The 24,075-nt window shown below is 41.1% G+C and carries 25 protein-coding genes, 1 tRNA gene and 1 pseudogene; 5 read left to right on the forward strand and 22 right to left on the reverse strand.

Annotation, left to right across the window (positions count from 1 at the left end; translation table 11 throughout):
• Nucleotides 1–26: 26 nt before the first annotated feature.
• The 22 genes from hchA to queA form a co-directional block, all read right to left on the reverse strand.
• The gene (hchA, locus tag W03_RS08305) at nucleotides 27–902 is read right to left on the reverse strand and encodes a glyoxalase III HchA (RefSeq protein ID WP_244072523.1); all 876 of its coding nucleotides are present in this window, start codon (nucleotides 900–902) and stop codon (nucleotides 27–29) included.
• 34 nt (nucleotides 903–936) lie between these two features.
• Complete coding sequence (locus tag W03_RS08310) at nucleotides 937–1,395, reverse strand: hypothetical protein (protein WP_244072524.1); 459 nt, start codon at nucleotides 1,393–1,395, stop codon at nucleotides 937–939.
• A gap of 40 nt (nucleotides 1,396–1,435) precedes the next feature.
• Entirely contained in the window at nucleotides 1,436–2,899 is a 1,464-nt protein-coding gene (gene lpdA, locus W03_RS08315; protein WP_244072525.1) for a dihydrolipoyl dehydrogenase, read from the reverse strand.
• Between the two features lie 62 nt (nucleotides 2,900–2,961).
• Nucleotides 2,962–4,008 carry a beta-N-acetylhexosaminidase gene (gene nagZ, locus W03_RS08320; RefSeq protein WP_244072526.1) on the reverse strand — a complete coding sequence of 349 codons (1,047 nt, stop codon included), beginning with the start codon at nucleotides 4,006–4,008 and terminating at the stop codon, nucleotides 2,962–2,964.
• A 2-nt stretch (nucleotides 4,009–4,010) separates the two neighbouring features.
• Nucleotides 4,011–4,388, reverse strand: a complete 378-nt coding sequence (acpS, locus tag W03_RS08325) for a holo-ACP synthase (RefSeq protein WP_244072527.1) — start codon at nucleotides 4,386–4,388, stop codon at nucleotides 4,011–4,013.
• A complete protein-coding gene (pdxJ, locus tag W03_RS08330) occupies nucleotides 4,385–5,110 on the reverse strand; it encodes a pyridoxine 5'-phosphate synthase (RefSeq protein WP_244072528.1) in 726 nt (241 codons plus the stop codon). The genes acpS and pdxJ overlap by 4 nt, the downstream gene beginning before the upstream one ends.
• 54 nt (nucleotides 5,111–5,164) lie before the next feature.
• Nucleotides 5,165–6,061, reverse strand: coding sequence for a GTPase Era (gene era / locus W03_RS08335; RefSeq protein ID WP_244072529.1), 897 nt, complete (start codon nucleotides 6,059–6,061; stop codon nucleotides 5,165–5,167).
• Nucleotides 6,062–6,104: 43 nt separating this feature from the next.
• Entirely contained in the window at nucleotides 6,105–6,806 is a 702-nt protein-coding gene (gene rnc / locus W03_RS08340) for a ribonuclease III (protein ID WP_244072530.1), read from the reverse strand.
• Nucleotides 6,807–6,847: 41 nt separating this feature from the next.
• Nucleotides 6,848–7,219: a DUF4845 domain-containing protein gene (locus W03_RS08345; RefSeq protein WP_244072531.1), complete on the reverse strand. Its 372-nt coding sequence runs from the start codon at nucleotides 7,217–7,219 to the stop codon at nucleotides 6,848–6,850.
• 22 nt (nucleotides 7,220–7,241) lie between these two features.
• A complete protein-coding gene (gene lepB, locus W03_RS08350) occupies nucleotides 7,242–8,045 on the reverse strand; it encodes a signal peptidase I (protein WP_244072532.1) in 804 nt (267 codons plus the stop codon).
• A gap of 111 nt (nucleotides 8,046–8,156) precedes the next feature.
• Nucleotides 8,157–9,950, reverse strand: a complete 1,794-nt coding sequence (gene lepA / locus W03_RS08355; RefSeq protein WP_244072533.1) for a translation elongation factor 4 — start codon at nucleotides 9,948–9,950, stop codon at nucleotides 8,157–8,159.
• Between the two features lie 119 nt (nucleotides 9,951–10,069).
• A complete protein-coding gene (locus tag W03_RS08360) occupies nucleotides 10,070–10,363 on the reverse strand; it encodes a glutaredoxin family protein (protein WP_244072534.1) in 294 nt (97 codons plus the stop codon).
• Entirely contained in the window at nucleotides 10,344–11,768 is a 1,425-nt protein-coding gene (locus tag W03_RS08365; RefSeq protein ID WP_244073721.1) for a DegQ family serine endoprotease, read from the reverse strand. Before W03_RS08365 ends, W03_RS08360 begins: the two co-directional genes overlap by 20 nt.
• Before the next feature lie 345 nt (nucleotides 11,769–12,113).
• Nucleotides 12,114–12,692, reverse strand: a complete 579-nt coding sequence (locus tag W03_RS08370) for a sigma-E factor negative regulatory protein (RefSeq protein WP_244072535.1) — start codon at nucleotides 12,690–12,692, stop codon at nucleotides 12,114–12,116.
• Nucleotides 12,693–12,694: 2 nt separating this feature from the next.
• Nucleotides 12,695–13,294 (reverse strand): RNA polymerase sigma factor RpoE, encoded by a 600-nt coding sequence (gene rpoE, locus W03_RS08375; protein WP_244072536.1) that lies wholly within the window; start codon nucleotides 13,292–13,294, stop codon nucleotides 12,695–12,697.
• A gap of 549 nt (nucleotides 13,295–13,843) precedes the next feature.
• Nucleotides 13,844–14,482: a hypothetical protein gene (locus W03_RS08380; protein ID WP_244072537.1), complete on the reverse strand. Its 639-nt coding sequence runs from the start codon at nucleotides 14,480–14,482 to the stop codon at nucleotides 13,844–13,846.
• A 56-nt stretch (nucleotides 14,483–14,538) separates the two neighbouring features.
• Entirely contained in the window at nucleotides 14,539–15,147 is a 609-nt protein-coding gene (locus W03_RS08385) for a DedA family protein (protein WP_244072538.1), read from the reverse strand.
• 98 nt (nucleotides 15,148–15,245) lie between these two features.
• On the reverse strand, nucleotides 15,246–16,184 hold the full coding sequence (secF, locus tag W03_RS08390) for a protein translocase subunit SecF (RefSeq protein WP_244072539.1): 939 nt from the start codon (nucleotides 16,182–16,184) through the stop codon (nucleotides 15,246–15,248).
• A 35-nt stretch (nucleotides 16,185–16,219) separates the two neighbouring features.
• Nucleotides 16,220–18,313: a protein translocase subunit SecD gene (gene secD, locus W03_RS08395; RefSeq protein ID WP_244072540.1), complete on the reverse strand. Its 2,094-nt coding sequence runs from the start codon at nucleotides 18,311–18,313 to the stop codon at nucleotides 16,220–16,222.
• A 69-nt stretch (nucleotides 18,314–18,382) separates the two neighbouring features.
• Entirely contained in the window at nucleotides 18,383–18,865 is a 483-nt protein-coding gene (gene yajC / locus W03_RS08400) for a preprotein translocase subunit YajC (RefSeq protein ID WP_244072541.1), read from the reverse strand.
• A gap of 33 nt (nucleotides 18,866–18,898) precedes the next feature.
• Complete coding sequence (gene tgt / locus W03_RS08405; RefSeq protein ID WP_244072542.1) at nucleotides 18,899–19,999, reverse strand: tRNA guanosine(34) transglycosylase Tgt; 1,101 nt, start codon at nucleotides 19,997–19,999, stop codon at nucleotides 18,899–18,901.
• Nucleotides 19,996–21,033, reverse strand: coding sequence for a tRNA preQ1(34) S-adenosylmethionine ribosyltransferase-isomerase QueA (queA, locus tag W03_RS08410; protein ID WP_244072543.1), 1,038 nt, complete (start codon nucleotides 21,031–21,033; stop codon nucleotides 19,996–19,998). The genes tgt and queA overlap by 4 nt, the downstream gene beginning before the upstream one ends.
• A 120-nt stretch (nucleotides 21,034–21,153) precedes the next feature.
• Here queA and W03_RS08415 point away from each other — a divergent pair.
• The 5 genes and pseudogenes from W03_RS08415 (at nucleotide 21,154) to W03_RS08430 (ending at nucleotide 23,972) form a co-directional block, all read left to right on the forward strand.
• Nucleotides 21,154–21,240 (forward strand) — tRNA-Leu (locus W03_RS08415).
• 163 nt (nucleotides 21,241–21,403) lie between these two features.
• Nucleotides 21,404–22,096 (forward strand): integrase arm-type DNA-binding domain-containing protein, encoded by a 693-nt coding sequence (locus tag W03_RS13470; protein ID WP_309296092.1) that lies wholly within the window; start codon nucleotides 21,404–21,406, stop codon nucleotides 22,094–22,096.
• A complete protein-coding gene (locus tag W03_RS13475) occupies nucleotides 22,065–22,493 on the forward strand; it encodes a tyrosine-type recombinase/integrase (protein ID WP_375792732.1) in 429 nt (142 codons plus the stop codon). The genes W03_RS13470 and W03_RS13475 overlap by 32 nt, the downstream gene beginning before the upstream one ends.
• A 109-nt stretch (nucleotides 22,494–22,602) precedes the next feature.
• Nucleotides 22,603–23,142, forward strand: coding sequence for a hypothetical protein (locus W03_RS08425; protein ID WP_244072544.1), 540 nt, complete (start codon nucleotides 22,603–22,605; stop codon nucleotides 23,140–23,142).
• A gap of 161 nt (nucleotides 23,143–23,303) precedes the next feature.
• Nucleotides 23,304–23,972, forward strand: a pseudogene (locus W03_RS08430) (IS1595 family transposase).
• Nucleotides 23,973–24,075: the final 103 nt, after the last annotated feature.

Raw genomic sequence — 24,075 nt, forward strand, 5'->3', positions numbered from 1 at the left:
GGCTAATCTATCTCAGTCTATCGGCGCTAAAGTGACCGCGTAGCAACATCGGCGAGCAGTGTCTCCGCCGCCAGTTTACCGAGATTATTAGACGCCAGCGGGCTATCGCCGGTAAGTAGGCGGCGATCCTTGTGAACCTTCCCAGTAATATCGGAATTAAGGATCTTGACACCCAATTCGCGCAGGCGCTCTCCGACCAGCCAGGGCATCGGACCGGGAATGTAGCCGATCTCGATATTGGCACCGGTATCTAGGCTATCAGGAAAAACGCAGATCTCATAACCACGAAACAAGAAATCTTCCTTCTTCTCGCCAAGGCTCGCGGCAAGCAGCCCGGCTGGTCCGTGACACAGTGAAATCACATAGCGATCATTGTCTCGTGCCCAGAATAGCGCTTTCTTCACATCCTCACTAAAGGGAACATCGTTCAGAACGCCATGGCCTCCGGGAATAAATACGCCGATATAATGATCCAAATCCTTTACAACATCTGGCAGCTTCTTCGGTGCCTTGAGCTTGGCCCGATACTTTTCATACGTTGCCTTGACAACCTCGTCTTCCTGAGGGAAGGCCCACATCTCAAGCTTCACCGGATCGCCAGACGGTGTGGCAATGTCGACTTCAAACCCCGCAAGATCCATATGATACATCGGCAGCAACATCTCAACCGGGTGATTGCCGGTGGAGAAGAACTTGCCGTTCTTCATCATCAGGTAGCGCTCTTGCGATGCAATCATCAGTACTTTCCACTTTCCACCCTTATACGGGTTAGGATAGGTCGTACCGTCGAAATCTGTCTTCGAAGAAGTGTACTGGGTAAGTGAATAAGGCGACGGGAAACAGGCGTTTTCTTCCGCCGTATCAGGAGTTGGTCTGCGGTCTTCTTGTTGTGTGTCGTTCATGGATTCTCCTTGTTACATGTAAAAATTATTCGGGTTATAGCACAATATTGTTTACTGGGACAATGAGCGTAGGTAAATCTTTTTCATTGAGCATATCCCGCAGATCTATTGCTATGGTACGACTCATCGAAGCCATCGGTATATCATTTGTGCCGCCTTCAAAAGGGTTTTCTGTGGCCTGCTGCTGGCCCCACTCGCTCCAGCGAAATAAAAACCAGGAAACCACTACAGAAAGGGTATGTGAACCATATAAGATGAACTCCCAGCGAACGTCATATAAAACTGTGGGGATTGCGGCTATGAGAATGAGTGAATAAATGTCTCTTCGAGTCCATTTTAAGGACTCACCTACCCGGTAATAATTACCCGTAGCATATTTTAGTTGGCTGATTGTAACGAAAACTTGCAGTTGTAGACACCCTAGCCAAGTATGAGCTTCACTAAATCCCAAATATGCAAAACGGCCAGCTGCACTCGATACTAGTACATTCAACTACGATTGCTAAACTTACCTTTATATTTTTGAGTAAGCTCTAGATATGCAATGCACGATTATCGGCACCCAGCGCTGCTTCATGTAATGCTTCTGATAAAGTCGGATGGGCATGAATGGTACTCGCAATATCCTCACTGCTAGCGGAAAACTTCATAGCAATCACAGCTTCTGATATGAGTTCAGAAACATGAGGGCCGATCATGTGAATTCCCAACACTCGATCTGTTTTTTCATCCGCCAAGACCTTAATAAATCCAAAAGAGTCACCAATTGATCGCGCCCGACCATTGGCCATAAAAGGAAATTGTCCAACTTTATAGGCGATATCGGCGGCCTTAAGTTGTTTTTCATTTTTCCCCACCCAGGCTATTTCTGGAGATGTATAAATTACCCAAGGTATCACATTAAAATCAACGGGTTCGCATTGCTCAATAGTCTGATTTTTTTCTAAATGTGCAATCGTTTCTGCCACCGCCATACCTTCTTCCGATGCTTTATGTGCTAGCATAGGTCCACGTACCACATCACCAAGCGCATAGATATTGGTGAGGTTAGTGCGACAGTATTCATCTACTGCAATAAACCCTTTTTCATCCAATGCTAAGCCATTTTCATCAGCACCAAGTCCAGCTGTATTTGGAATCCGACCGATTGCAACAATTAGTTTATCCACTTCAAGCGTTTGCTTCTGCTTATCTGCATCTGCGTAGCGTAATGTTATTTTATTTTTTGTCACTTTAACGGATTCGATTGCAACACCCGTATGAATCTGTAGACCAAGTTCTTTATTAAAGATATTTTTTGCTTCTTTAGCGATTTGATCGTCCGCTGCCATCATAAATTCTGGCATAGCTTCTAGAATTGTTACTTCGGAACCGAGTCTTCGCCACACGCTTCCCATCTCAAGGCCTATAACACCCGCCCCGATGACACCCAATCGCTTGGGTATTTCAGTTAAAGATAAAGCACCGACGTTATCAAGAATTTTATCGTTGTCAATCATCGAAAGCGGGAATGGCCTTGGCACCGAGCCGGTTGCTATGATGACATATTTGGCCTGTATCGTTTGTGTACTACCCGCATCCTCCACGGCAACTGTCCACTCTTTTGCGGAGTTGGATTGCTTTTGTAACGTTCCCTTACCGTGCATCGATTTGATTTTATTCTTCTTAAACAGTGATGCGATGCCTGCTGTAAAGCTAGTAACTATTTTCTCTTTGCGTGCAATCATCGTGGAGACATCTATGCCAGCATTTTCGCAATGTATGCCGTGCGCTGAGAACTTGTGCTGGAGCTGAAAGTAATTCTCTGAAGAATCAAGCAATGCTTTGGATGGAATACAACCAACATTCAAACAAGTGCCGCCAAGGCACGGTTTTCCCTTGGGATTTTTCCAATCATCAATACACACAGTATTCAAACCCAATTGCGCACATCGAATTGCCGCAACATATCCACCAGGTCCTGCACCAATCACTGCCACATCAAAAATATCAGACATAATTCACCCTAATCCTACAAAATTTTCACTAACACGTTCTAATTTAGAGTAGAAGCTCTTATTTATGCTTTTTTAATGGAATCGATTTCGTCAACAGCTTGTATGTAATCTTTCTGTTCCCGTAATTTTAACATCGAGTCGGCAAGCTGCTTGGCATGCATGCGAGCCAAGCGCAAACGGCTGGTTGCTAGCATATCCCATTGCAATGCCTGTAGAATTTCATCAACGCCATCCTTATTATTACACACTAATATCATGTCACAACCTGCAGACAATGCGGCTTGGGCACGTTGCAGCATAGTTTCGCAAAATTCAACCCCTGCCCCACGCATAGTTAAATCATCCGAAAAAATGCAACCGTCAAATTGCAACTCAGTACGTAAAACCTGCTGTAACCAAACAGCAGAAAAACCGGCCGGCTTCTGATCGACTTTTGGGAAAATAACATGTGCGACCATTATCCCAGATACCCCATAATCAATCATTCGGCGAAATGGTATTAGATCTATTTTGCCGATATCATTCAAAGATCGATCATCCACACAAGCTTGTAAGTGCGAATCCGCTTGAATATAACCGTGACCGGGAAAATGCTTTGCAACTGCAAGCATACCACCTTTCTTGAGGCCTTGCGTAATACACTGCGCCAAATTTATAACAACATCCGGATCGCTATGAAAAGCACGATCGCCAATCACGCTACTCGTGCCATGATCGATATCCAGAACAGGTGTAAAACTAAAATCGATTCCGCAAGCATTGAGCTCTGCCGCTAAAACATAACCTACTTGAAAAGCCAAATGCCTTGCAAGTTCAGTCCGCTGATCCCAAATCACGCCTAATTCTCGCATCGCGGGTAATTTGGTAAACCCTTGTATAAAACGTTGCACACGGCCACCTTCATGGTCAACCGCGATTAATAGCGACGGTGTCCTGAGTGCATGAATGTGCTGGGTTAATTGTGATAATTGTGCGATATTCGAATAGTTTCGCGCAAAAAGAATCACGCCGCCAACCAGTGGATGCGAAAGCCTATCAATATCGATTTGCGTTAGTTCTGTACCGGCAATATCGATCATTACCGGTCCTAGCTCAAGTGATAGTGACATAGTTATTTTTCCAGTACGACAAATGCACAAACCACATTAACTTCATCGCTGATCGAAAGATGATGCCGCGTGATTCCTTTATCGCTGATCAGCTGACTGAGTTCTGGGTGAAATTTGAAAAAAGGCTTTCCCAATTCATCGTGGGTAACGATTATGTAATTTAAGCTAACTGGATGACGTAACCCCGTACCCATTGCTTTTGATAATGCTTCTTTTGCGGCAAAGCGACTAGCAAGAAAAGAGACACGCTTGCTACTAGCATGATATTCCAGCAATTCACTATCCGCCAGAATACGTCGCGCAAAACGATCACCATAGCGACTCAATGACTGTTTGATTCGATAAGACTCTACAATATCAGTACCTATGCCATAGATCATTGCCGTGCTTCAAGCATCAATCTTTTCATTTCTTTTACTGCTTGTTCAAAACCAACGAAAATTGATCGAGCCACGATAGCATGACCAATATTGAGTTCAGAAATACCAGCGATAGCTGCGATCGATTGCACATTACTATAATGTAAACCATGTCCAGCATTTACTTTCAAACCAAGATTAATACCTTGTTGGACGGCTCTTTCAATTTCGGTGAAATAAGTTTTTTCCAGTTCCGGTGTCGTCGCGTCTGCATAACTACCAGTATGAATTTCGATAACGGGAGCACCCGCACGTGCAGCCGCATCAATTTGATATTCATTTGCATTAATGAATAGCGAAACACGAATATTTGCATCAGCAAGCCGATGACATACCCGCTTGATGTGATCAAAATATTTAATCACATCCAAGCCACCTTCCGTGGTCAATTCTTCGCGTCTTTCGGGTACCAAGCAAATATCATGCGGCTTTATTTTGAGTGCGATGTCAATCATCTCATCAGTCACAGCACTCTCGAGATTCATTCGGGTTTTCAGCCGTTCACGTAAAATTGCAACATCTTGATCTTGGATATGACGCCTGTCCTCCCGTAAATGCAATGTAATCGCGTCTGCTCCCGCTGTCTCTGCAATCAAAGCAGCTTCGATTGGACTAGGATAGATCGTTTTACGTGCCTGCCGTAATGTTGCAACATGGTCTATATTGACACCTAACTCAATCATTCTTTTCGTTTCTTTTCTTTTAAGGCATCAGTATGAATTTCCATCTGCCGCACACTATAGTTCATATCCAAAGCTCTTTAAAACCGCCTCATTATTGACCCAATCTCTTTTAACCTTGACCCAAACCTGTAGAAATACTTTTTTCCCGAATAGTAATTCCATCTCTTGACGCGCTTTCATTGCAATTTGTTTAAGTTTCTCGCCATTCTTTCCAATGATAATCGCTTTTTGATTGCTTTTTCCAACAAAAATTGTGGCATGAATCCGAATCAACTTTTCTTGATCAATAAATTGATCTATAACGACTGCTGTTGAATAAGGTAACTCATCGCCAGTTAAACGAAACATTTTTTCACGAATGAATTCACCAGCAATAAGATATTGACTGCAATCAGTAATTTCATCACTACTATACAATGGTTGCGAAATTGGCAAGTAACTATAAATAGTGCTGAGAAGCTCAGTAAGCTGTATTTTTTGTGATGCACTGACCGGTACAATTGCAGCGAAATCAAACTCACTCGACATTCTCTGCGTGAATGGCAACAGAAGGTTTTTATCAGCCATCAGGTCTATTTTATTCATCACTAAAATGACAGGAATATCTTTAGGTAGCTCGCGCATTGCAACAATATCACGCTCGCCAAATAGCATGACTTCAATAACAAACAATACCACATCGACACCATGCATTGACCGCCTTACCACACGATTCATCGCTGAATTTAGGCGACTGGAAAACTGTGTTTGGAAACCAGGAGTATCAATAAAGATGTATTGCGCATTCGATTCAGTCAAAATCCCGTTAATTTGAAAGCGAGTGGTCTGCGCTTTCTTGGAGGTAATGCTGATTTTTTGCTGCAACAACTGATTCAGCAAAGTCGATTTGCCGACATTTGGACGCCCAACAATGGCAATATGCCCAGTGCGAAAATTATCCATCACTGACATACTATGATAACTCTGACATATAATGATATGGATTCACAACATTTTATCGATTTTGTAATCTCGATAAGTTCTCATAGGCAAGCTTTGCCGCCTCCTGCTCAGCACTTCGTCTGCTAGTGCCCTCACCAAAGGTTCGCAAGCTAAACTTTGGCACATTACACTCGACTTTAAATTTTTGTTTGTGCGCCTCACCTGTCGTAGTAACGACTATATATTCTGGAGGAGTCATTTTCCTGCTTTGCAGAAATTCTTGTAACAAAGTTTTGGGATCTTTCTTTTGAACACCTATATCAACGGTGTTCATCAAAGGTTGATATAGCGCAACCACAACAGCTTCCACTTGAGCAAAGTCACTATCCAAGAAAATCCCCCCAACAATCGCTTCAAAGGCATCTGCGAGAATGGAAGGCCGCATGTATCCACCACTTTTAATTTCTCCTTCACCCAATCTGATCACATCATTCATTTGTAATTTTAATGCCAATTCACAGAGTGCTTGCTGATTAACAAAGCTTGCACGAATCCGTGACAAATGCCCTTCGGGTAATTGTGGAAAAAATTGGTAAAGCATGTTCGCAACAATACAATTCAGAATCGCATCCCCAAGAAACTCTAGGCGCTCATTGTGCGAAGCACTATGGCTTCGATGTGTAATTGCTTGGATAAGTAACTCAGATCGCTTAAAAGAGTATCCAAGTCGACCACAGAATGCATGCAGTGAGTGCGAACGGAGACTACTCTGCATGATAGCAAAATACTAAGAACGAGGCGGAATGAATCAGACCATCACTCACTGGTAGCTTCAAAATCAATCTTTAACGATAGGTTAGAAACCAGAGGTATTTGTTTGGAATACTGAGTGCTTAGAATAGTCCGCCCATTGACTTTGTTTATTTTTATGTCTTGCGCAGTAATGGATTTAATATTATCAATCTGAGCTCGCTTAGCAAAAGCCAGCCTAATTTGATTAAAATCGGAATCTTGTATACCTACCTCTTTTGCCGTTGCCACTAAGTTTTTCTGAATGGAGGAATATTCTAAATAGGCAGGGACTAACTTCATACCTAACAGCGACAAAAGGATTAGAAAAAATGAAACGACTAATAAACCAGATAGACTAAAGCCCTTTTGCTGCTGTATTGCCGTGAAATAATACATATCTCCCCCTTCACAGAAAACCCTATTGAATAGACAGACCAATACGACTTAAATCATTAAAATTCCACCAAATCATAAAAGCTTTACCTACAATATTTTCTTCTGGTACGAATCCCCAATACCGGCTATCACTACTACTGTCGCGATTGTCACCCAGGGCAAAATAATTTCCTGCAGGAACTTCACAGGTAAACCCTGTCCGATTATATTTGCAGTTTTCACGAAAAGGATATTGCCGGATATTGGAATACTGTACTCCGCTGGCATCTTGGTTGATCAAAATAGAATGTTCTTCATCACCCAAATGTTCCGAGAAGCGATCCGAATAGATATAGCCAAAACCCGACTCTATATACTTGTAATCCTCTTCGTATTCCGTCTTAACGGCTTCGCCATTAATTGTTAGTCGTTTATTGTGATATGTAATTACATCACCAGGAATACCGACGACTCTCTTAATGTAGTCAATCGAGGGGTCTTCTGGATATCGAAAAACTAAAACATCTCCACGTTTTGGTTCACTGATATCCCATACTTTCTGATTGATCACAGGAAGACGAAGACCATATGTATATTTATTCACCAAAATAAAGTCACCAACCAGTAAAGTTGGAATCATTGACCCTGAAGGAATTTTGAAAGGTTCAATTACAAAAGACCTCAGTGTGAACACGATCAAAATAATTGGGAAAAAACTTTTAGGATATTCTACCCACCAAGGTTCATTTTGATCAGATGCTCGCTGCTTTCTTAATAAGAAAATATCCAGTAACCAAATAGCACCGGTTAGCAACAATAAAACAAACAAAATTAAAGGAAAATTCATTATGTTCCCTTTAAAAAACCAAATATAATCCAATTATCGTCATTGGATAATGATATGTTAAATGAAATGCAAATTTGCATAAAAAATTTCTACAATTACAGCATATTGTCATTATTTATTATCAACCTGCAATATTGCTAAAAATGCCTCTTGTGGAACTTCCACATTGCCTACTTGTTTCATTCTTTTTTTACCTGCTTTTTGTTTTTCAAGCAATTTTCGTTTACGCGTTATGTCACCACCGTAGCATTTTGCCAACACATTCTTACGCAATGCTTTAACAGTCTCTCGCGCTATAATGTGCGCACCAACCGCAGCTTGTACAGCAATATCAAACATCTGTCTCGGAATTAATTCACGCATTTTTTTTACCAATTCCCGCCCTCTATATTGGCTGCTATTTCTATGAATGATAAGTGACAACGCATCAACTTTATCACCATTAATTAACACATCGAGTTTTACTAAGTCAGAAACTCGAAACTCCTTAAATTCATAGTCCAATGAAGCATATCCTCGACTAACGGATTTTAATCGATCAAAAAAATCCATGACCACTTCGTTTAAAGGCATTTCATATGTCAACATGACTTGTTTTCCCATATATTGCATATTCATTTGATTGCCACGTTTATTGACACACAAAGTAATCACTACACCTACATATTCTTCAGGTACAAGTATGGTTGAGGTAATAATCGGCTCGCGAATCTCAGCAATCTTCGAAAGATCTGGAATTTTAGAGGGATTTTCAATCTCGATTAAGGTTCCATCGCGTAACAGCAGTTGGTAAACTACTGTGGGTGCAGTAGTAATTAGATCCATGCCGTATTCTCTTTCCAGACGCTCTTGCACAATATCCATATGCAGTAGCCCAAGAAATCCGCAACGAAAACCGAAACCCAAAGCTTGCGAGACCTCTGGCTCAAAATGCAAGGAAGAATCATTGAGTTTTAACTTCTCTAATGCCGAACGCAATGCATCGTATTGATTAGATTCAATCGGATATAGCCCAGCAAATACTTGCGGCTTAATCTCCTTAAAACCTTGCAAAGGTTCTGTAGCAGGGCGATTCAATAAAGTAACAGTATCGCCGACCTTGGCAACATGCAGCTCTTTGATACCCGAAATAATAAAACCCACTTCTCCTGCATTTAACGAATCTCGATAAACAGATTTCGGCATAAAAATACCGACCTGTTCACACAAATGTGCGGTTTGGCTTGCCATTAATAGTATTTTATCGCCTGGTTTTACCATGCCTTCCATCACTCTCACCAGAATGACGACGCCAACATAGTTATCAAACCAAGAATCGATAATTAGCGCCTTGAGTGGTGCGCTTGAATCTCCCTTTGGCTGTGGAATTTTCACGATCAAAGTCTCAAGAACTTCTATAATATTTTCACCTGTTTTAGCGCTGATCCTGACTGCATCTTGTGCATCAATACCAATAACTTCCTCAATATTTTGAATGACTCGTTCAGGATCTGCTGCAGGCAGATCAATTTTATTGAGTACAGGAATAACTTCGACACCTTGCTCAATCGCGGTATAGCAATTAGCGACCGTTTGCGCTTCCACTCCTTGCGATGCATCAACAACTAACAACGCGCCTTCACATGCCGCCAACGAGCGTGAAACTTCATAAGAAAAATCGACGTGTCCTGGCGTATCTATCAGATTCAACAAATAAGTTTGTCCGTTTCTAGCTTTATAGCGTAGTGCGACAGTTTGTGCCTTGATCGTAATTCCCCGTTCTCTTTCAAGATCCATGGAATCGAGAACTTGCTCCTCCATTTCCCGATCCGATAATCCCCCGCATAAGTGGATAATGCGATCAGCAAGCGTCGATTTGCCGTGATCAATGTGAGCAATAATGGAGAAATTACGAATGTGTTGCATTAGTCCATTGTATACAAGGAATAAATAAAGGGTAGGAAAACAAGTTCAAGATAGTTGTCTTCGATCTTTTTTAGGAAGATAAGATTGTTAATCAAATGAAATTAACAAAAGGCAGCATTCTAGCGGATTTTGCCAAGATAATCATCTAAAGCTGAGACATCAAGAAAATGATAACAAATCACTTGATGATTTGGGGATACTAATACAGGTATTTTTTCTCCATACATAGCTATTAATTCAGGATCTGAATCAATATCTATTACTTGAAAATCGAGCGATACTTGCTCGGGTAAATTAGTTAGAGCAAGTATCATTTGTTGACAAAGATGACAATCCTCACGAATATATACAATGAATCTACTAGGTTGTTCGATTCCTTTTAGTGACGAATCGTTACTTCTTAAGGTCGTCATTTAATTTCATTGTGATGAAATTGATTACATCTCCTCTTTTAACCAGCAGAGCTATATTCTTACCATTTGGCACTTGATTTAGCATTTCATTAAAATGCTCAGTATTTTTGACATCTTTGCTATTAAACCCAAGAATTATATCACCCACCCGAATTCCCGAACGGCTCGCAATACCCGGTTGAATACCTTCTACTAACAAGCCATTTGTAACATCCAATTGCTTTTTCTGTTGTGACGTTAATTCACTTAATGCCAGCCCAAGGCGATTAGTGATAGGCTCTTTTTTACTTTTCTGCTTTGATTTACGATTTTCAGCCACATCATCACTCGGTATCTCGCCCACCTCGACTTTAACAGTCTTTATCGAGCCATCCCGCCAAACTTGTATTGACACCTTTGAATTAGGTTTAGTGTTACCAACTATGCGCGGCAAATCAGCTGAAGTCGCAATATCTTTATCATCAAATTTCAAAATAATATCTCGCGCTTTGATACCGGCTCGGTCTGCAGGACTATTTTTTTCAACCGATACAACCAATGCTCCATTGTTATTGGCCAAACCAAAAGAATCAGCTATGTCTTTTGTAACTTCCTGAATCATTACACCAATTCTTCCTCGATCAATTTTTCCATTCGTTTTTAACTGATCAGCAATTTCGGTTGCAACATTAATGGGTATTGCAAAAGATAAGCCCATAAAACCACCCGTCCTACTGTAAATCTGGGAATTAATTCCAACAACCTCCCCTTTCATATTAAACAGAGGACCTCCAGAATTTCCAGGATTAATTGCAACATCAGTTTGTATAAAAGGCACATAATTTTCTTGCGCAAGTGAACGCCCTTTTGCGCTAACAATACCGGCAGTTACACTATGCTCAAAACCAAAAGGTGAGCCAATTGCAATCACCCATTCACCTACTTTAAGATTATCAGGGTTGCCTTGCATCACTTTTGGCAAATCATTGGCAGTAATTTTGATTAGCGCGATATCTGTCTTTTTATCTGTGCCAATTATTTCAGCAACAAATTCACGTTTATCGTTCAGTTTGACGGTAATCTCATCCGCGGTTTCTACCACATGCGCGTTTGTCAAAATATAACCATCTGAGCTTATGATAAATCCAGAGCCTAAAGACCTAGGTTCCGATTTTCTGGGCGCGGAAAAAGGTTGCATATGACGCTTAAAGAATTCATAAAAAGGAGAGTTCTCAGGTATTCCAGGTATCTCAGGTATCTCAGGAAATATCTGTTGGTTTATATCATTAGTGCTTTGTGTCGCACTAATATTAACCACTGCAGCACCATACTTTTCCACTAGACCTGTAAAATTAGGCAACTCATTAAGTTGCGCACTAGCTGTACTAGAACAAAAAAACAGAAAAAATAATAAGTATTTTAACATTGCCATGCTTACCTTATTTTTACAGTCAAAATTTCAATAATCATAAAACTAAAACGCCTTTCTAATATTTAAGATATTCTTCGGAATTCAAAATTGTAACGAAGATAATCTATGAAATTGCAACAGGATAATAATATAAAGTATAAGAAAAAAACAAATTGATTTTCTTGTGAATACTTGTAATTTAACGGTAGATAATAAGTGATGAAGATACAGCACAAAGCAAAAATAGAAATTCAATCAATCTAGTCACTAACAAAAAACGAAAAACATTCTTTTTTTACATTGAATTAGTCTTCAGATTATTAGTGAGTAAAAAATATACTATTATGTAATTACGGTTTGTTATTCGGTGATTTCTTTTTTGTGATACTCAATGGATCTCGGTGTACTATTATTTTGTCTTTGAGCACTTATATAATTTGTATAAATAGGCTGCATTTCATTTTGCAATAACAAAAGATTACTTCTCTCAAAAACCACCGGGCCATTTTTTATCGGTTGTAATTGTGAAGAAACGGTTATGGGAACGACACTGTGGTCAATAGTTTCCTGCATCTTCTTCTCAGCGAGAATCTGCTTATCAGCCTCTTGTGAAGAGTGATCCAAACCAAGCCATGTAGAAATACCCAACACAACAGATGCAGCTAACGCAAGCGTAGCAATTTTACGTTTCTGTTTTTTAAATAACAGTAATTCCGATACGTTAGGAGAATAAATAATGGGCTCATCCTTAAGCTTGGTAGCTACAGCTTCAGACAAATTCATAGAAAGCTGAGATGATTGCCTAAGTGCGTCACCGATAAGATGGTAGGTTTCCCAATGCTGCTTTAATTCACTATTTCTATCAAGCATCTCAACCACTCGCGAAACATCTTCACTTTCTAGCTCCCCATCCATTAGGGCAGATACTTCATTTTCCAAAATTACCACCTCCTATCCTTACTAGTTCCTAAAAGAGGGCGCAACTGCTCCGATATCGCTTCACGTGCACGAAAGATTCGCGAGCGTACTGTGCCTACTGGGCAATTCATAATAGTTGCAATTTCTTCATAACTTAATCCATCAATCTCTCGTAATACTATTGCCGAACGCAATTCCTCCGGCAGAATATCGAGTGACTTACTTACCGTTTGGGCAATTTGTTTACTCATTAATTCACTTTCGGGTGTATTAACTTCCCTCAGCAAGCTATTATCTTCAAAATCTTCAGCATCTTCATTATTAACTCCTTCTATAGTCGGAACTTTACGTCCTTGTGATACTAAAAAATTCTTGGCAGTATTAATTCCAATTCGATATAACCACGTATAGAAGGCACTATCTCCACGAAAAGACGGTAGCGCTCGATAAGCTTTGATGAAAGCTTCTTGTGTCACATCCTCAACCTCAGCCGCATCACGAATAAAATGAGACAATAGCCGAGCTAATTTACGTTGATATTTAATAACGAGTAAATCAAATGCATGTTTATCCCCGTTTTGAACTCTTTCAACTAATTGCTGATCGACTTCTCGATCACCCATACCCCTTGTTCCTCGAACATTTTATAAATCTCGACCTAATCAATCTTATTCGGCCAAAAGTTCAGCATAATGACACAATCAGGTCAGGATATCTACTCAAAAAATGTCAAGAATCAGCGAATCGCAATACTCACAACAAAGACAATTGAATTATCTAATTAGTTCATAATTTCATCAATCGATAAACGAATTAAAAACCGAATAGCACACACTTAGAGCGAAAAAGCCTGCCATGACCATCTCTACATCAGCATACTTTCTCGCCTCAATCGCTATACCAGTCCATTATCAATAATTCATCTGCAATTTTTACTCCAACATCACTACTTTAGTTCGCTATTATGCTGATCGGAGAGAGTCAAAGGAACCTTAATTCACCGACTCATGCAGCATAATTTATAATTTGTCCAGATTTTAAGTGTTAAGCAGAAGAAGCTAAAATAAAAACTGACCATACCAAATGTGAATTTATAATGTTTGTACTACCAACTGTAGTACGCCTATATTGATATGCAGCGATAGTAAAAATCTAAAAATCGCCAGATTTAATTAATCCCAAATAACCATTTTGAAGCGCTCTTTAACGATGCCAAAGTAATTACACTTCCAATCACTTTGTGCAAAGAAATCCAAACAATGCCACTGATCCTTTAACTTCAGCATATTAATTGCAGCATCATCCCAATCGATCGAAGCAAATTTAATTTGTAATTGTTGCTTACGATGCTCTACTTCTTCGTAGTTAAAACCATCGTACTCCCAATGCAATACCTCAAATACATTGCCAGATCGATCGACGTAATCCATACTAAAATCCAGTCCCCATTTAGGGCGCATTCTGATTAATTTATATACCAACGGATTAGTTTGCGCCCATTGCTGCAATTGCTCCAATGCCTCACCGCAATATCCTTTACGCTCAAATAATAAGCTGTGGTTGAGAACAGCGCCCTCTAGCTTACTTTGTTGGGTAAACCATGCTGTTTTCAAAGCATGTCGATGATCTCGATGAGCATGAAATGGCGCTAAGTTAGTTTGGGCAAAACGCTGCTCTAATTTTGTCAAATCGTAGCCATTCTGATCGAAAAGTGCCAGATCAATCGCTGAGGGAGATGAAGTTTCATCAACTGGATTATTCCAATATCCCTCAGAATTAAACTGATTATCGGTTAGAGCGATATAAGACATGGCTTAAAAAGTATACTGGTAAAAATATGTGGCAATAAGATTCAATTATGCGGGCATTAATTTTTGCTAGGGTTTCGTTTTTGAAAAAAATAGTAGATGCCAATTCCAATGACACAAGCTGCGATGAGCAGTAATATAATTTGATGCAGGTATTCCTTGATCAGTGCTTCATTTCCGCCAATAAAATAGCCTAGCAAGGTTAAAATCACGACCCAAATTCCAGCACCAAGACTGGTATAAAAGCAAAAAACTGCTAGATTCATCCGTGCCAGCCCAGCGGGCAAAGAAATATACTGACGTATTACCGGGATCAAGCGGCCTGTCAAAGTTGAAATGTGACCGTGACGAGCAAAAAAACTCTCCATTTTCTGCATATGCTTTTCTTCGAACATGACATATTTGCCATATTTGATTAGTAATTGACGTCCTAATCGAATCGCCAGAAAATAATTAATCAAAGCGCCTGCCAAGCTTCCTAATATGCCGCACAAAATAGCAATAACAATATTCATTTCACCTTTTGCTGCCAGATAACCCGCAGGTATCATGATTACTTCGCTCGGGAAAGGAACAAAGCTGGATTCAATCAACATGAGTAGAAAAATACCGGAATATCCTAAACCACCTATAGTATCGACAATCCAACGAACAATATCTGTAAACAAAGCTTGCGCCTTAATATAAATTAAAAAAGAAAATCATATACCTGTTATGATCAATCGATAATTAAGAAATGCTGAACAAATTAGCGATTAATATTTGTTTAAACAACAGCCCCATCGTTTTCCAATGGTTTCTTCTCCAAAGAAACCAAATCTTCTCTTTTAACACCCAAAAGCATAATAATAGAACTTCCCACCATGATTGATGAATAAATACCAAATAAAATACCTATGGTTAAGGCGAGCGAAAAATAATAAAGTGTTTCTCCGCCAAACAATAACATGGCAATGACTACCAATTGTGTACAACCGTGCGTAATAACCGTACGCGACATAGTTTGAGTAATGGCATTATCAATTACTTGTGTCACCGATGCTTTTCTCAATTTACGGAAATTTTCTCGAATACGATCAAAAATGACCACCGATTCATTCACCGAATAACCGAGAATCGCAAGTACCGCAGCAAGCACGGTGAGCGAAAATTCCCATTGAAAAAAAGCAAAGAAGCCAACGATGATAACCACATCATGTAAGTTCGCGATCATGCCGGCGATACCAAATTTCCACTCAAACCGTACTGCCAAATAAGCAATAATTCCAATTGAAACGAATAATAACGCTAATGCGCCATTTTCTAGTAACTCTTCACCTACTTGCGGCCCAACAAACTCAACACGACGAATTTCTACAGCGGAATCAGCTTGTTTAAGAATTTCAAAAACATGTTCCGATAATTGTGCGCTGGATACCTCCGTTTTAATGGGCAAACGAATTAGGACATCTCGTGACGTTCCAAAATTTTGCACGCTGGCATCGGTAATACCTTTAGTAGCCAGTGTTGTTCGTATTTCTTCCAGATTAACAGTCTGTTGGTAATTAACCTCTAAAATTGTTCCGCCGGTAAAATCTATCCCTAGATTTAATCCCTTGGTTGCGATAAAAAAAATAGACAGGACAAAGGTCGCAATTGAAATAACAGCGCCTATCCGACGCCAACGCATGAACGGAATGTCGTGATTAAATCTAAAAATTTCCATAGTTGTTTCCTATAAAGAATGCGCTGCTATAGTGTTTAAGTAATGTTCGGCGATTTTTTCTTGCGTTTATTTTTACCTTTGTTTCGTGATACACCAATATTAGGTTTCATCGTTGAAGCCTCGGTCGCAATCTCACTTTGAGAATGGGAGGGACTGTAAAGGTCTGATTGGGCAACGGATTGCTCAATATTGGCCTCCGATTTATCTATAACGCTTGGCGTGCGCTCGTTGGGTTCAGAAAGTTGCTCGCCAGGTGCATCAAAAGCATCTGACATCTCGTCATTTCTTTCCTTTCCCTTACCTTTAGGTATCCATATCTTCCCAATAGGTACAGTATTTAATCTGCGATTTCCATATAGTAAACTCACTATGCCACGCGAAACAAAGGTTGCGGTAAATACCGAGGTTAGAATCCCCAAACACAACACGACAGCAAAGCCTTTCACTGGACCAGAGCCCAATGCAAATAACGCAACACCGGCAATCAAAGTTGTAATGTTGGAATCTAAAATAGTACCGAAAGCACGTTCATAGCCACTTTGTATAGCCTGTTGCGGTGACGCGCCTGTGCGTAATTCATCACGAATCCTTTCGTTGATCAACACATTGGCATCAATTGCCATACCCACCGTTAGTGCCAGTGCAGCCATACCTGGCAAGGTAAGGGTAGCTTGCATGATCGATAATAAACCAACCAGCAGCAATAAATTAAGCGCCAACGCAATGACTGAAATAACGCCAAAAGCAGCATAGTAAATCGCAACGAAAACAGCTACCGCTAGAAACCCATACAATGTCGAATTAAATCCACGACTAATATTTTCGGCACCTAAGCTAGGGCCAACCGTACGCTCTTCGATAATATCCATCGGTGCGGCAAGCGCACCAGAACGAAGCAGCAACGCCACATCTCGCGCTTCCGTATTGGTCATACGACCACTGATCTGCACGCGCCCTCCGCCAATCTCCTCGCGAATAACCGGAGCAGTGATAACCTCGGCTTGATTTCTTTCAATCAAAAGAATAGCCATTCTTTTGCCAACATTGTCACGCGTCAATTGTTTAAAGATACGCGACCCACCACCATCAAGATTAATATGGACTGCAGGTTGATTATCTTTATCAAAGCCTGGTTGCGCGTCAGTTATATGCTCGCCAGTTAACAAGACTTGTTTTTTTACCAGCAATGGACTGCCACCGCGTTCTTCATACAATTCCAACCCCGCGGGCACTTGTCCACGTATCGCCGCATCTAAGTCGCGCGCATCATCCACCATACGGATTTCCAGCGTTGCCGTACGCCCCAAAATATCTTTCGCCTTGGCCGTATCCTGAACCCCTGGTAGTTGAACAATGACGCGATCTTTTCCGGCTTTCTGAATGATCGGTTCTGCTACCCCTAGCTCATTAACACGGTTACGTAATGTCGTGATATTCTGCATCACAGCAGAATCTTGCATGCGAATCATTGCTTCTTGCGTGATTGTAGCAACAAGATCGAAGCGCTCTCCGACTCGCTCATGCACAAAACCCAGATCGGGATAATTTGATTTTAACTCGGCTTCTGCTTGCGTACGTGATTCTTCATCACGAAATTTCAGAATTATTTTCTTATTGAGCCTTTCGATACCTGCATAGGAAATCTTTTTTTCTCGCAAAGTAGTCCGCACATTCGAGCCATAGCGCTCAAGAGCCTTATCTAAAGCGCCTTGCATATCGACTTCGAGCATAAAATGCACGCCACCACGCAAATCTAATCCCAAATACATCGGCAAAGCGCCTAAACCGGTTAACCATTGCGGGGAATTTGGTAATAGATTCAATGCGGTAATGTAATCTTTACCGAACGCCGATTCGAATAAATCCTTGGCTCTAATCTGCGTATCGGTATCAGCAAAACGCACTTTGACACTATTACCTTCGAGAAAAATACCGTCTGCCTTGATATTGGCTTGTGTCAGTGTTTCTTCAACTTGCTTCAGTAGTGCAGTGTCAGCATTTAAAGATGCGCGCAATGGTGAGATTTGTACGGCTGGCGATTCACCATAAAAATTCGGCAAGGTATACAGCAGCCCAAGTACAACAGAAACTGCAATGATGAGATATTGCCAAAGTGCAAAACGATTCATGGATGTTAGTATGTATTAGGGAGTTACAAAGACGGAATCAAAAAATCAGGAAAACGACGCAAACAAAACTTATTTATTGGATTGTTGCGTATTTGATTGATTGGTATCTTCCGTGGTGTTGGTACTTGTAGTTTCTGCCGTTTCACTTGATTGTGATACCGTACTATTACTGTCTGCTGAAATAGACTTTCCACCTTTGCTTTTTGTAGTTGATTTACCTTTGGGGTCAATGCTTTTCAGTGAGCCTTTAGGCAACAGAGTTTGAATCGAAGATTTAAGTATGGTTACTTCAACAGCAGGTGCCACTTCTACTATCACATACGATTCGCTTACATTCATCACTAACCCTAATATACCGCCGTTGGTAATGATCTCATCACCACGCTGTAAGGCATCGACCATTTGTTTGTGTTCTTTGGCACGCTTAGATTGCGGGCGTATTAGCAAAAAATAAAATAAAACAAAAATAGCAACCAGGGGTAGCAAGCTCATCAAGCTTGCATCAGCTTGCGCCGGTGCAGCAGTTTGCGCAAAAGCATCGCTTATCAACATAAAGCTCTCCAAAAACATTTAAAAAGGCATATTTTAGCATGCTGCATGCTCAGCCAGAAATTCTTGTGCGAATTCTTGAAATTGCTGTTTCTCAATAGCGTTACGAATTTCTGCCATTAATTGCTGATAATAGAACAGATTGTGTACGGTATTGAGGTGTGCGCCTAGCATCTCATTGATACGCTGCAAATGATGCAGATAGGCTAACGTGAAATTTTGACAGGTATAGCAGCCGCATTGCTCATCAGGTGGTGACTTGTCCAGACGGTATTGACTATTGCGTAATTTAATAACGCCACGGCGCGTATATAACCAACCATTGCGTGCATTGCGTGTTGGCAGCACACAGTCAAACATGTCGATACCTTGCGCAACTGCATGCACAATATCCTCAGGAGTACCCACGCCCATGAGATAACGTGGTTTGTTAAAAGGCAGTAACGGAGCAGTATGATTCAAAATACGTTGCATATCGATTTTTGGCTCGCCCACCGATAAACCGCCAATCGCATAACCATCAAAACCAATCTCCTGTAAGCCTGCTGATGATTCATTCCTAAGTTGTTCAAACATACCCCCTTGCACGATACCAAAGAGTGCGTTGGCATTATTACCATGTGCTTGCTTGGAGCGCTCTGCCCAACGCAAGCTAAGCTCCATAGAAGTACGAGCGGTTATGTCATCAGCCGGGTATGGCGTACATTCATCAAAAACCATAACAATATCGGCATTTAGTATGCGTTGAATGCGCATCGATTCTTCCGGTGACAAAAAACAACGATCACCGTTGACGGGCGATTTGAAGTGTACGCCTTGCTCAGTGATTTTGCGTAAATCTCCCAAACTGAAAACTTGAAAACCACCAGAATCCGTTAATATCGGTTTGCGCCAGCCCATAAAATCGTGCAGCCCTTGATGCGCATCAATCACTCCCAATCCCGGCCGGAGCCACAAATGAAATGTATTGCCTAATATAATTTGTGCTTGAATTTGCAGAAGCGCTTCGGGTGACATACTTTTTACCGCACCATAGGTACCCACCGGCATAAAAACAGGGGTTTCAATGATGCCGTGCGCAAGTGTTAACGTGCCACGGCGTGCATGATGATCGGTAGTATGTAGTTCAAATTTCATGACTTATGATTTCTTTCGATTAACATCGCATCACCATAGCTGAAAAATTGATAGCGCCGATCGATTGCATGCTGATAACCGCGTTTAATTATATCCATGCCGGCAAAAGCAGCAACTAACATCAACAATGTTGAACGCGGCAAATGAAAATTAGTCAGTAAGCGTTCAACAATACGGAAGCGATAGCCGGGTGTAATAAAAATATTTGTATCTCCATGACCCGCAACTAACCGTCCATCGTGCTGCATTGCACAGGCTTCCAATGCACGTAGCGAAGTTGTTCCTACCGCTAAAATGCGCCCACCGTTTTCCTGTGCTTGTTGAATGATATCAACAGTCTCCTGTGGAATATGAAACACTTCATTGTGCATGGCATGATCCTCAATTTGGCTAACACGGACCGGTTGATAAGTTCCCGCTCCCACATGTAAAGTCAGATAAGCAATGCTGACACCAAGATCACGCAGCTGAGTCATGATATCCATATCAAAATGTAGCCCGGCAGTAGGCGCAGCAACCGCGCCTGGATTACTTGCGTATACAGTTTGATAACGTGATTCGTCCAATTCCGTAGACTCTCGAGTAATATAAGGCGGCAGAGGCAATTGTCCATAACAATCCAACCAATCATCGACAGAACGACTATTGTCGAAATACAAGCGATAAAATTCACCAGCACGATCTACCACGGTTACTGGAATCACATCATTTAAAATAAGCTTAGAATTTACCTTGGGAGCATGACTAGCACGAATCGATGCCAATACGTGATGGTGATCGAGAATTCGCTCGATCATCACTTCCACTTGTCCACCGCTCTCTTTTTTTCCGAATAACCGTGCTTTTAGCACTTGCGTATCGTTAAAAATCATCACATCACCTGGCTTAAGGTAATCTGGCAAATCAACAAACCTGGTATCTTGCCACTCTCGCAAGTTATTCAGATAGAGCAAACGGCTGCTGGTTCTTTCTTTGGCGGGAAATTGCGCGATTAGGTCCTTGGGCAGATCAAAATCAAAATCCTCAGTTTTCATATGCACATTATACCGGGGAAGTGAATTTTCGCCCATGCAGCTTGATGTACTAGCGCTTTTCAGTGATAATTGCGCCTTGCTTAATTTATGAAACGTAGCAAAAAACTAGGTAAGTTTTTTGCCGGGATGGCGGAATTGGTAGACGCACGGGACTCAAAATCCCGCGATGGTGACATCATGGGGGTTCGATTCCCCCTCCCGGCACCAAAACAACATTTCAAATAGTTTCACATCGCATCAAATTCCTTGAATTAACTGGCTTTAAGAGGAAATGATAGCTTCAGACTGTATCACAAAGTATCTGTACATACCATAGTTTTAATGGTACTTTTGTTGGTAGATTTGATACCATCAATTTTGATACCAACAAATGATCACGGATGTACTGATTCGGCAAGCCAAGCCTAAGGACAAGCCTTACAAGGTCAGCGATGGCGGTGGCCTGTATCTTTTGATTAATACCACAGGCAAATACTGGCGATTGAACTATCGTTTTGCTGGTAAGCAGAAAACCTTGGCGGTAGGTGTTTACCCAGCAGTATCACTTGTCGACGCCAGAAAGAAGCGTGATGAAGCTAAGGTATTATTAGCCAAGGATATCGATCCTTCGGTAACCAAAGCACTCAACAAGCGAGCGGCACGTACCGCGGCGGAAAGCACCTTTCAAGCCATAGCATTGGAATGGTATGCAAAGAATCGGCATATCTGGACGGAATCAACGGCTACGACCATTTATCGTTTTCTGGAAAAAGACATATTCCCTTGGTTAGGCAATCGCCCGATCAACGATATTACCGCACCAGACTTGCTGGCGGCACTGCGCAAGATAGAAAGTCGAGGCTTTCATGAGAAAGCTCACAGATGCAGAATGTATGCAGGCATGGTATTTCGCTATGCGGTAGCGACCGGACGCGCTGAACGCGATCCTAGTGCAGACTTAAAAGGTGCGCTGACACCGATTAAAACCAAACACTATGCCAGTATCATCGATCCAAAAGCCATTGGTGCACTCGTTCGCGCCATAAAAGGCTATACAGGCTCTTTCGTTACGAAGTTCGCTTAGCTTTGCCCCGCTCCTTTTCGTTCGCCCTGGCGAGCTTAGACATGCCGAATGGTCAGAGATCGATTTTGATCGTAAGGAATGGCGAATCGCAGCGCATAAAATGAAAATGCGTGAGCAACATATCGTGCCACTATCACCACAGGCAATTGAAATCCTTCAAACCGTCAAGTTACTGACAGGCGACGGGCAATATGTTTTCCCGAGTATCAGAAGCGGATCGCGTCCTATGTCAGAAAATACCATCAATGCCGCACTAAGACGTTTAGGCTATGAAAAAGAAGAAATGACAGGTCACGGCTTCCGGTCAATGGCAAGCACTCTCCTACATGAGCATGGATGGCCGCATGAGGCAATTGAACGACAGTTAGCACACGCTGAGCGTAATGCTCTGTCGTAGCAGCTTATAACTATGCCGAGCACCTGCCTAAGCGACGGGAAATGATGGATTGGTGGGCGGATTACTTGGATGAGTTAGCGACAGGGGCGAAGGTGGTTAATATTAAGTAATGATTGAAAAAGAATACGAAACTAAAGATGAGCATGATGAGCGAGATGCAGCATTTTGGGATGCAAATATTGTTTTTGCTAAACTCGCTTTAGGTCATCAACTAGAAGATACAATCATCAATAATGCCGCAGAAGTATTGACAGCTTGCGCTTTAAATAATGGCGATCATTTTGAATTAGCTTGTTTTATCGTTGCGTTTTCGGATTTTGTGGATGCCAACAAACCGCCACCAATGGCTATGTTAAGAGGGCTGCGAAACTCGCTAGAAAGATTTCGTTGTGAAACAAAGTCAATGGATAAAGCCTTTTATCTTAATAAAGAAAGAAAAGGCAGGCCAGAACACTCTTCTGTTGATAGAGCGTTAGGTAGGACGATTGCCAACCATGTAGTCTATTGGGTTAGTAAAGGCAACACCTTAGAGGAAGCTATAGAAAAAACTGCGGAATATTATAAAAAAGAAACTACTAGAATTTCAGAAACAAAAATAAAACGTGATTATTTGAAATATAGGAAAATAAAAAAATCATTTAATCAATAATTAATGACCCTGAAATTTAAAAACCATCACACTATGATCACTGCGGATCTTTTAATAACACTCAAGATTACGCAATAAATATTCTAGTTTTTACCTATTTTTTTAGACAGCACAATAAATATGGCTCTAGACTAGTAGAAGTGATATGTTAGTCTAGAAAGATGTTAAGAAATAGTAAATTAAGTGACTATTAGTTAAAAAAATAATTCAATGCTTTTGCATTGATATACCTGCCAGCAAAGCTGGCACTGCTGTTGGGCAAAAATCGTAACACGATTAATCGTTGGTATGACATATTCAGGCAAGCAATATATGGCCATCAGACAGCGCTAAAAGACAAGTTGTTAGGTAGAGTGGAAGTTGATGAAAGCTATTTTGGTGCGAAACGTCACCGTGGTTATCATGGCAAACTCAAACGCGGTCGCGGCACATTAAAACAACCCGTATTTGGTGTTTTTGAGAGAGACGGCAGGGTATACACCGAGATAGTACCGGATTGTAAGCGCTTGACTTTGCAAGCGGTAATACTGGGTAAAGTATCTATTGAAAGTGTCATTTATAGTGACGGCTGGCGTGGTTATAATGGTTTGGTAGATGTAGGTTATTCCAAGCATTTTCGAGTATCGCATGGTAACAATGAATTTGCCCGGGATGGCCACTGCCACATTAACGGTATCGAATCGTTCTGGAGCTTTACCAAGCGACGACTGGCAAAGTTTAACGGCGTATCAGTTAACTTTGAGCTGCATTTAAAAGAATCTGAATGGCGATGGAAAAAGCAAACGGGTGAACTTGCTAGTGAACTATGGCAGCTCATCAGATTTTATTAATCTCTGCTAGTCTAGAGCCTAAATATTTATTGCGTATCTTCACTTCATGAGGTTACGTATAATGTCAAAAAGAAGAGCATAAAAAAGTGGGGTGTATTTTTTT

Origin of the sequence: Nitrosomonas sp. PY1 (assembly GCF_022836435.1) — a bacterium.
Classification (GTDB): domain Bacteria; phylum Pseudomonadota; class Gammaproteobacteria; order Burkholderiales; family Nitrosomonadaceae; genus Nitrosomonas.

Coding starts and splice junctions, on each gene's coding strand:
- W03_RS08365 (WP_244073721.1), bottom strand. CDS start 11,768: ATGTTAAAATACTTATTATTTTTTCTGTTTTTTTGTTCTAGTACAGCT.
- pdxJ (WP_244072528.1), bottom strand. CDS start 5,110: ATGATTGAGTTAGGTGTCAATATAGACCATGTTGCAACATTACGGCAG.
- W03_RS08360 (WP_244072534.1), bottom strand. CDS start 10,363: ATGACGACCTTAAGAAGTAACGATTCGTCACTAAAAGGAATCGAACAA.
- W03_RS08380 (WP_244072537.1), bottom strand. CDS start 14,482: ATGTCTTATATCGCTCTAACCGATAATCAGTTTAATTCTGAGGGATAT.
- queA (WP_244072543.1), bottom strand. CDS start 21,033: ATGAAAACTGAGGATTTTGATTTTGATCTGCCCAAGGACCTAATCGCG.
- nagZ (WP_244072526.1), bottom strand. CDS start 4,008: ATGTCACTATCACTTGAGCTAGGACCGGTAATGATCGATATTGCCGGT.
- acpS (WP_244072527.1), bottom strand. CDS start 4,388: ATGATCTATGGCATAGGTACTGATATTGTAGAGTCTTATCGAATCAAA.
- lepA (WP_244072533.1), bottom strand. CDS start 9,950: ATGCAACACATTCGTAATTTCTCCATTATTGCTCACATTGATCACGGC.
- W03_RS08345 (WP_244072531.1), bottom strand. CDS start 7,219: ATGTATTATTTCACGGCAATACAGCAGCAAAAGGGCTTTAGTCTATCT.
- W03_RS08425 (WP_244072544.1), top strand. CDS start 22,603: ATGATTGAAAAAGAATACGAAACTAAAGATGAGCATGATGAGCGAGAT.
- rnc (WP_244072530.1), bottom strand. CDS start 6,806: ATGCAGAGTAGTCTCCGTTCGCACTCACTGCATGCATTCTGTGGTCGA.
- era (WP_244072529.1), bottom strand. CDS start 6,061: ATGTCAGTGATGGATAATTTTCGCACTGGGCATATTGCCATTGTTGGG.
- tgt (WP_244072542.1), bottom strand. CDS start 19,999: ATGAAATTTGAACTACATACTACCGATCATCATGCACGCCGTGGCACG.
- secF (WP_244072539.1), bottom strand. CDS start 16,184: ATGGAAATTTTTAGATTTAATCACGACATTCCGTTCATGCGTTGGCGT.
- lepB (WP_244072532.1), bottom strand. CDS start 8,045: ATGAATTTTCCTTTAATTTTGTTTGTTTTATTGTTGCTAACCGGTGCT.
- hchA (WP_244072523.1), bottom strand. CDS start 902: ATGAACGACACACAACAAGAAGACCGCAGACCAACTCCTGATACGGCG.
- yajC (WP_244072541.1), bottom strand. CDS start 18,865: ATGTTGATAAGCGATGCTTTTGCGCAAACTGCTGCACCGGCGCAAGCT.
- rpoE (WP_244072536.1), bottom strand. CDS start 13,294: ATGGGTGATCGAGAAGTCGATCAGCAATTAGTTGAAAGAGTTCAAAAC.
- W03_RS13470 (WP_309296092.1), top strand. CDS start 21,404: ATGATCACGGATGTACTGATTCGGCAAGCCAAGCCTAAGGACAAGCCT.
- secD (WP_244072540.1), bottom strand. CDS start 18,313: ATGAATCGTTTTGCACTTTGGCAATATCTCATCATTGCAGTTTCTGTT.
- lpdA (WP_244072525.1), bottom strand. CDS start 2,899: ATGTCTGATATTTTTGATGTGGCAGTGATTGGTGCAGGACCTGGTGGA.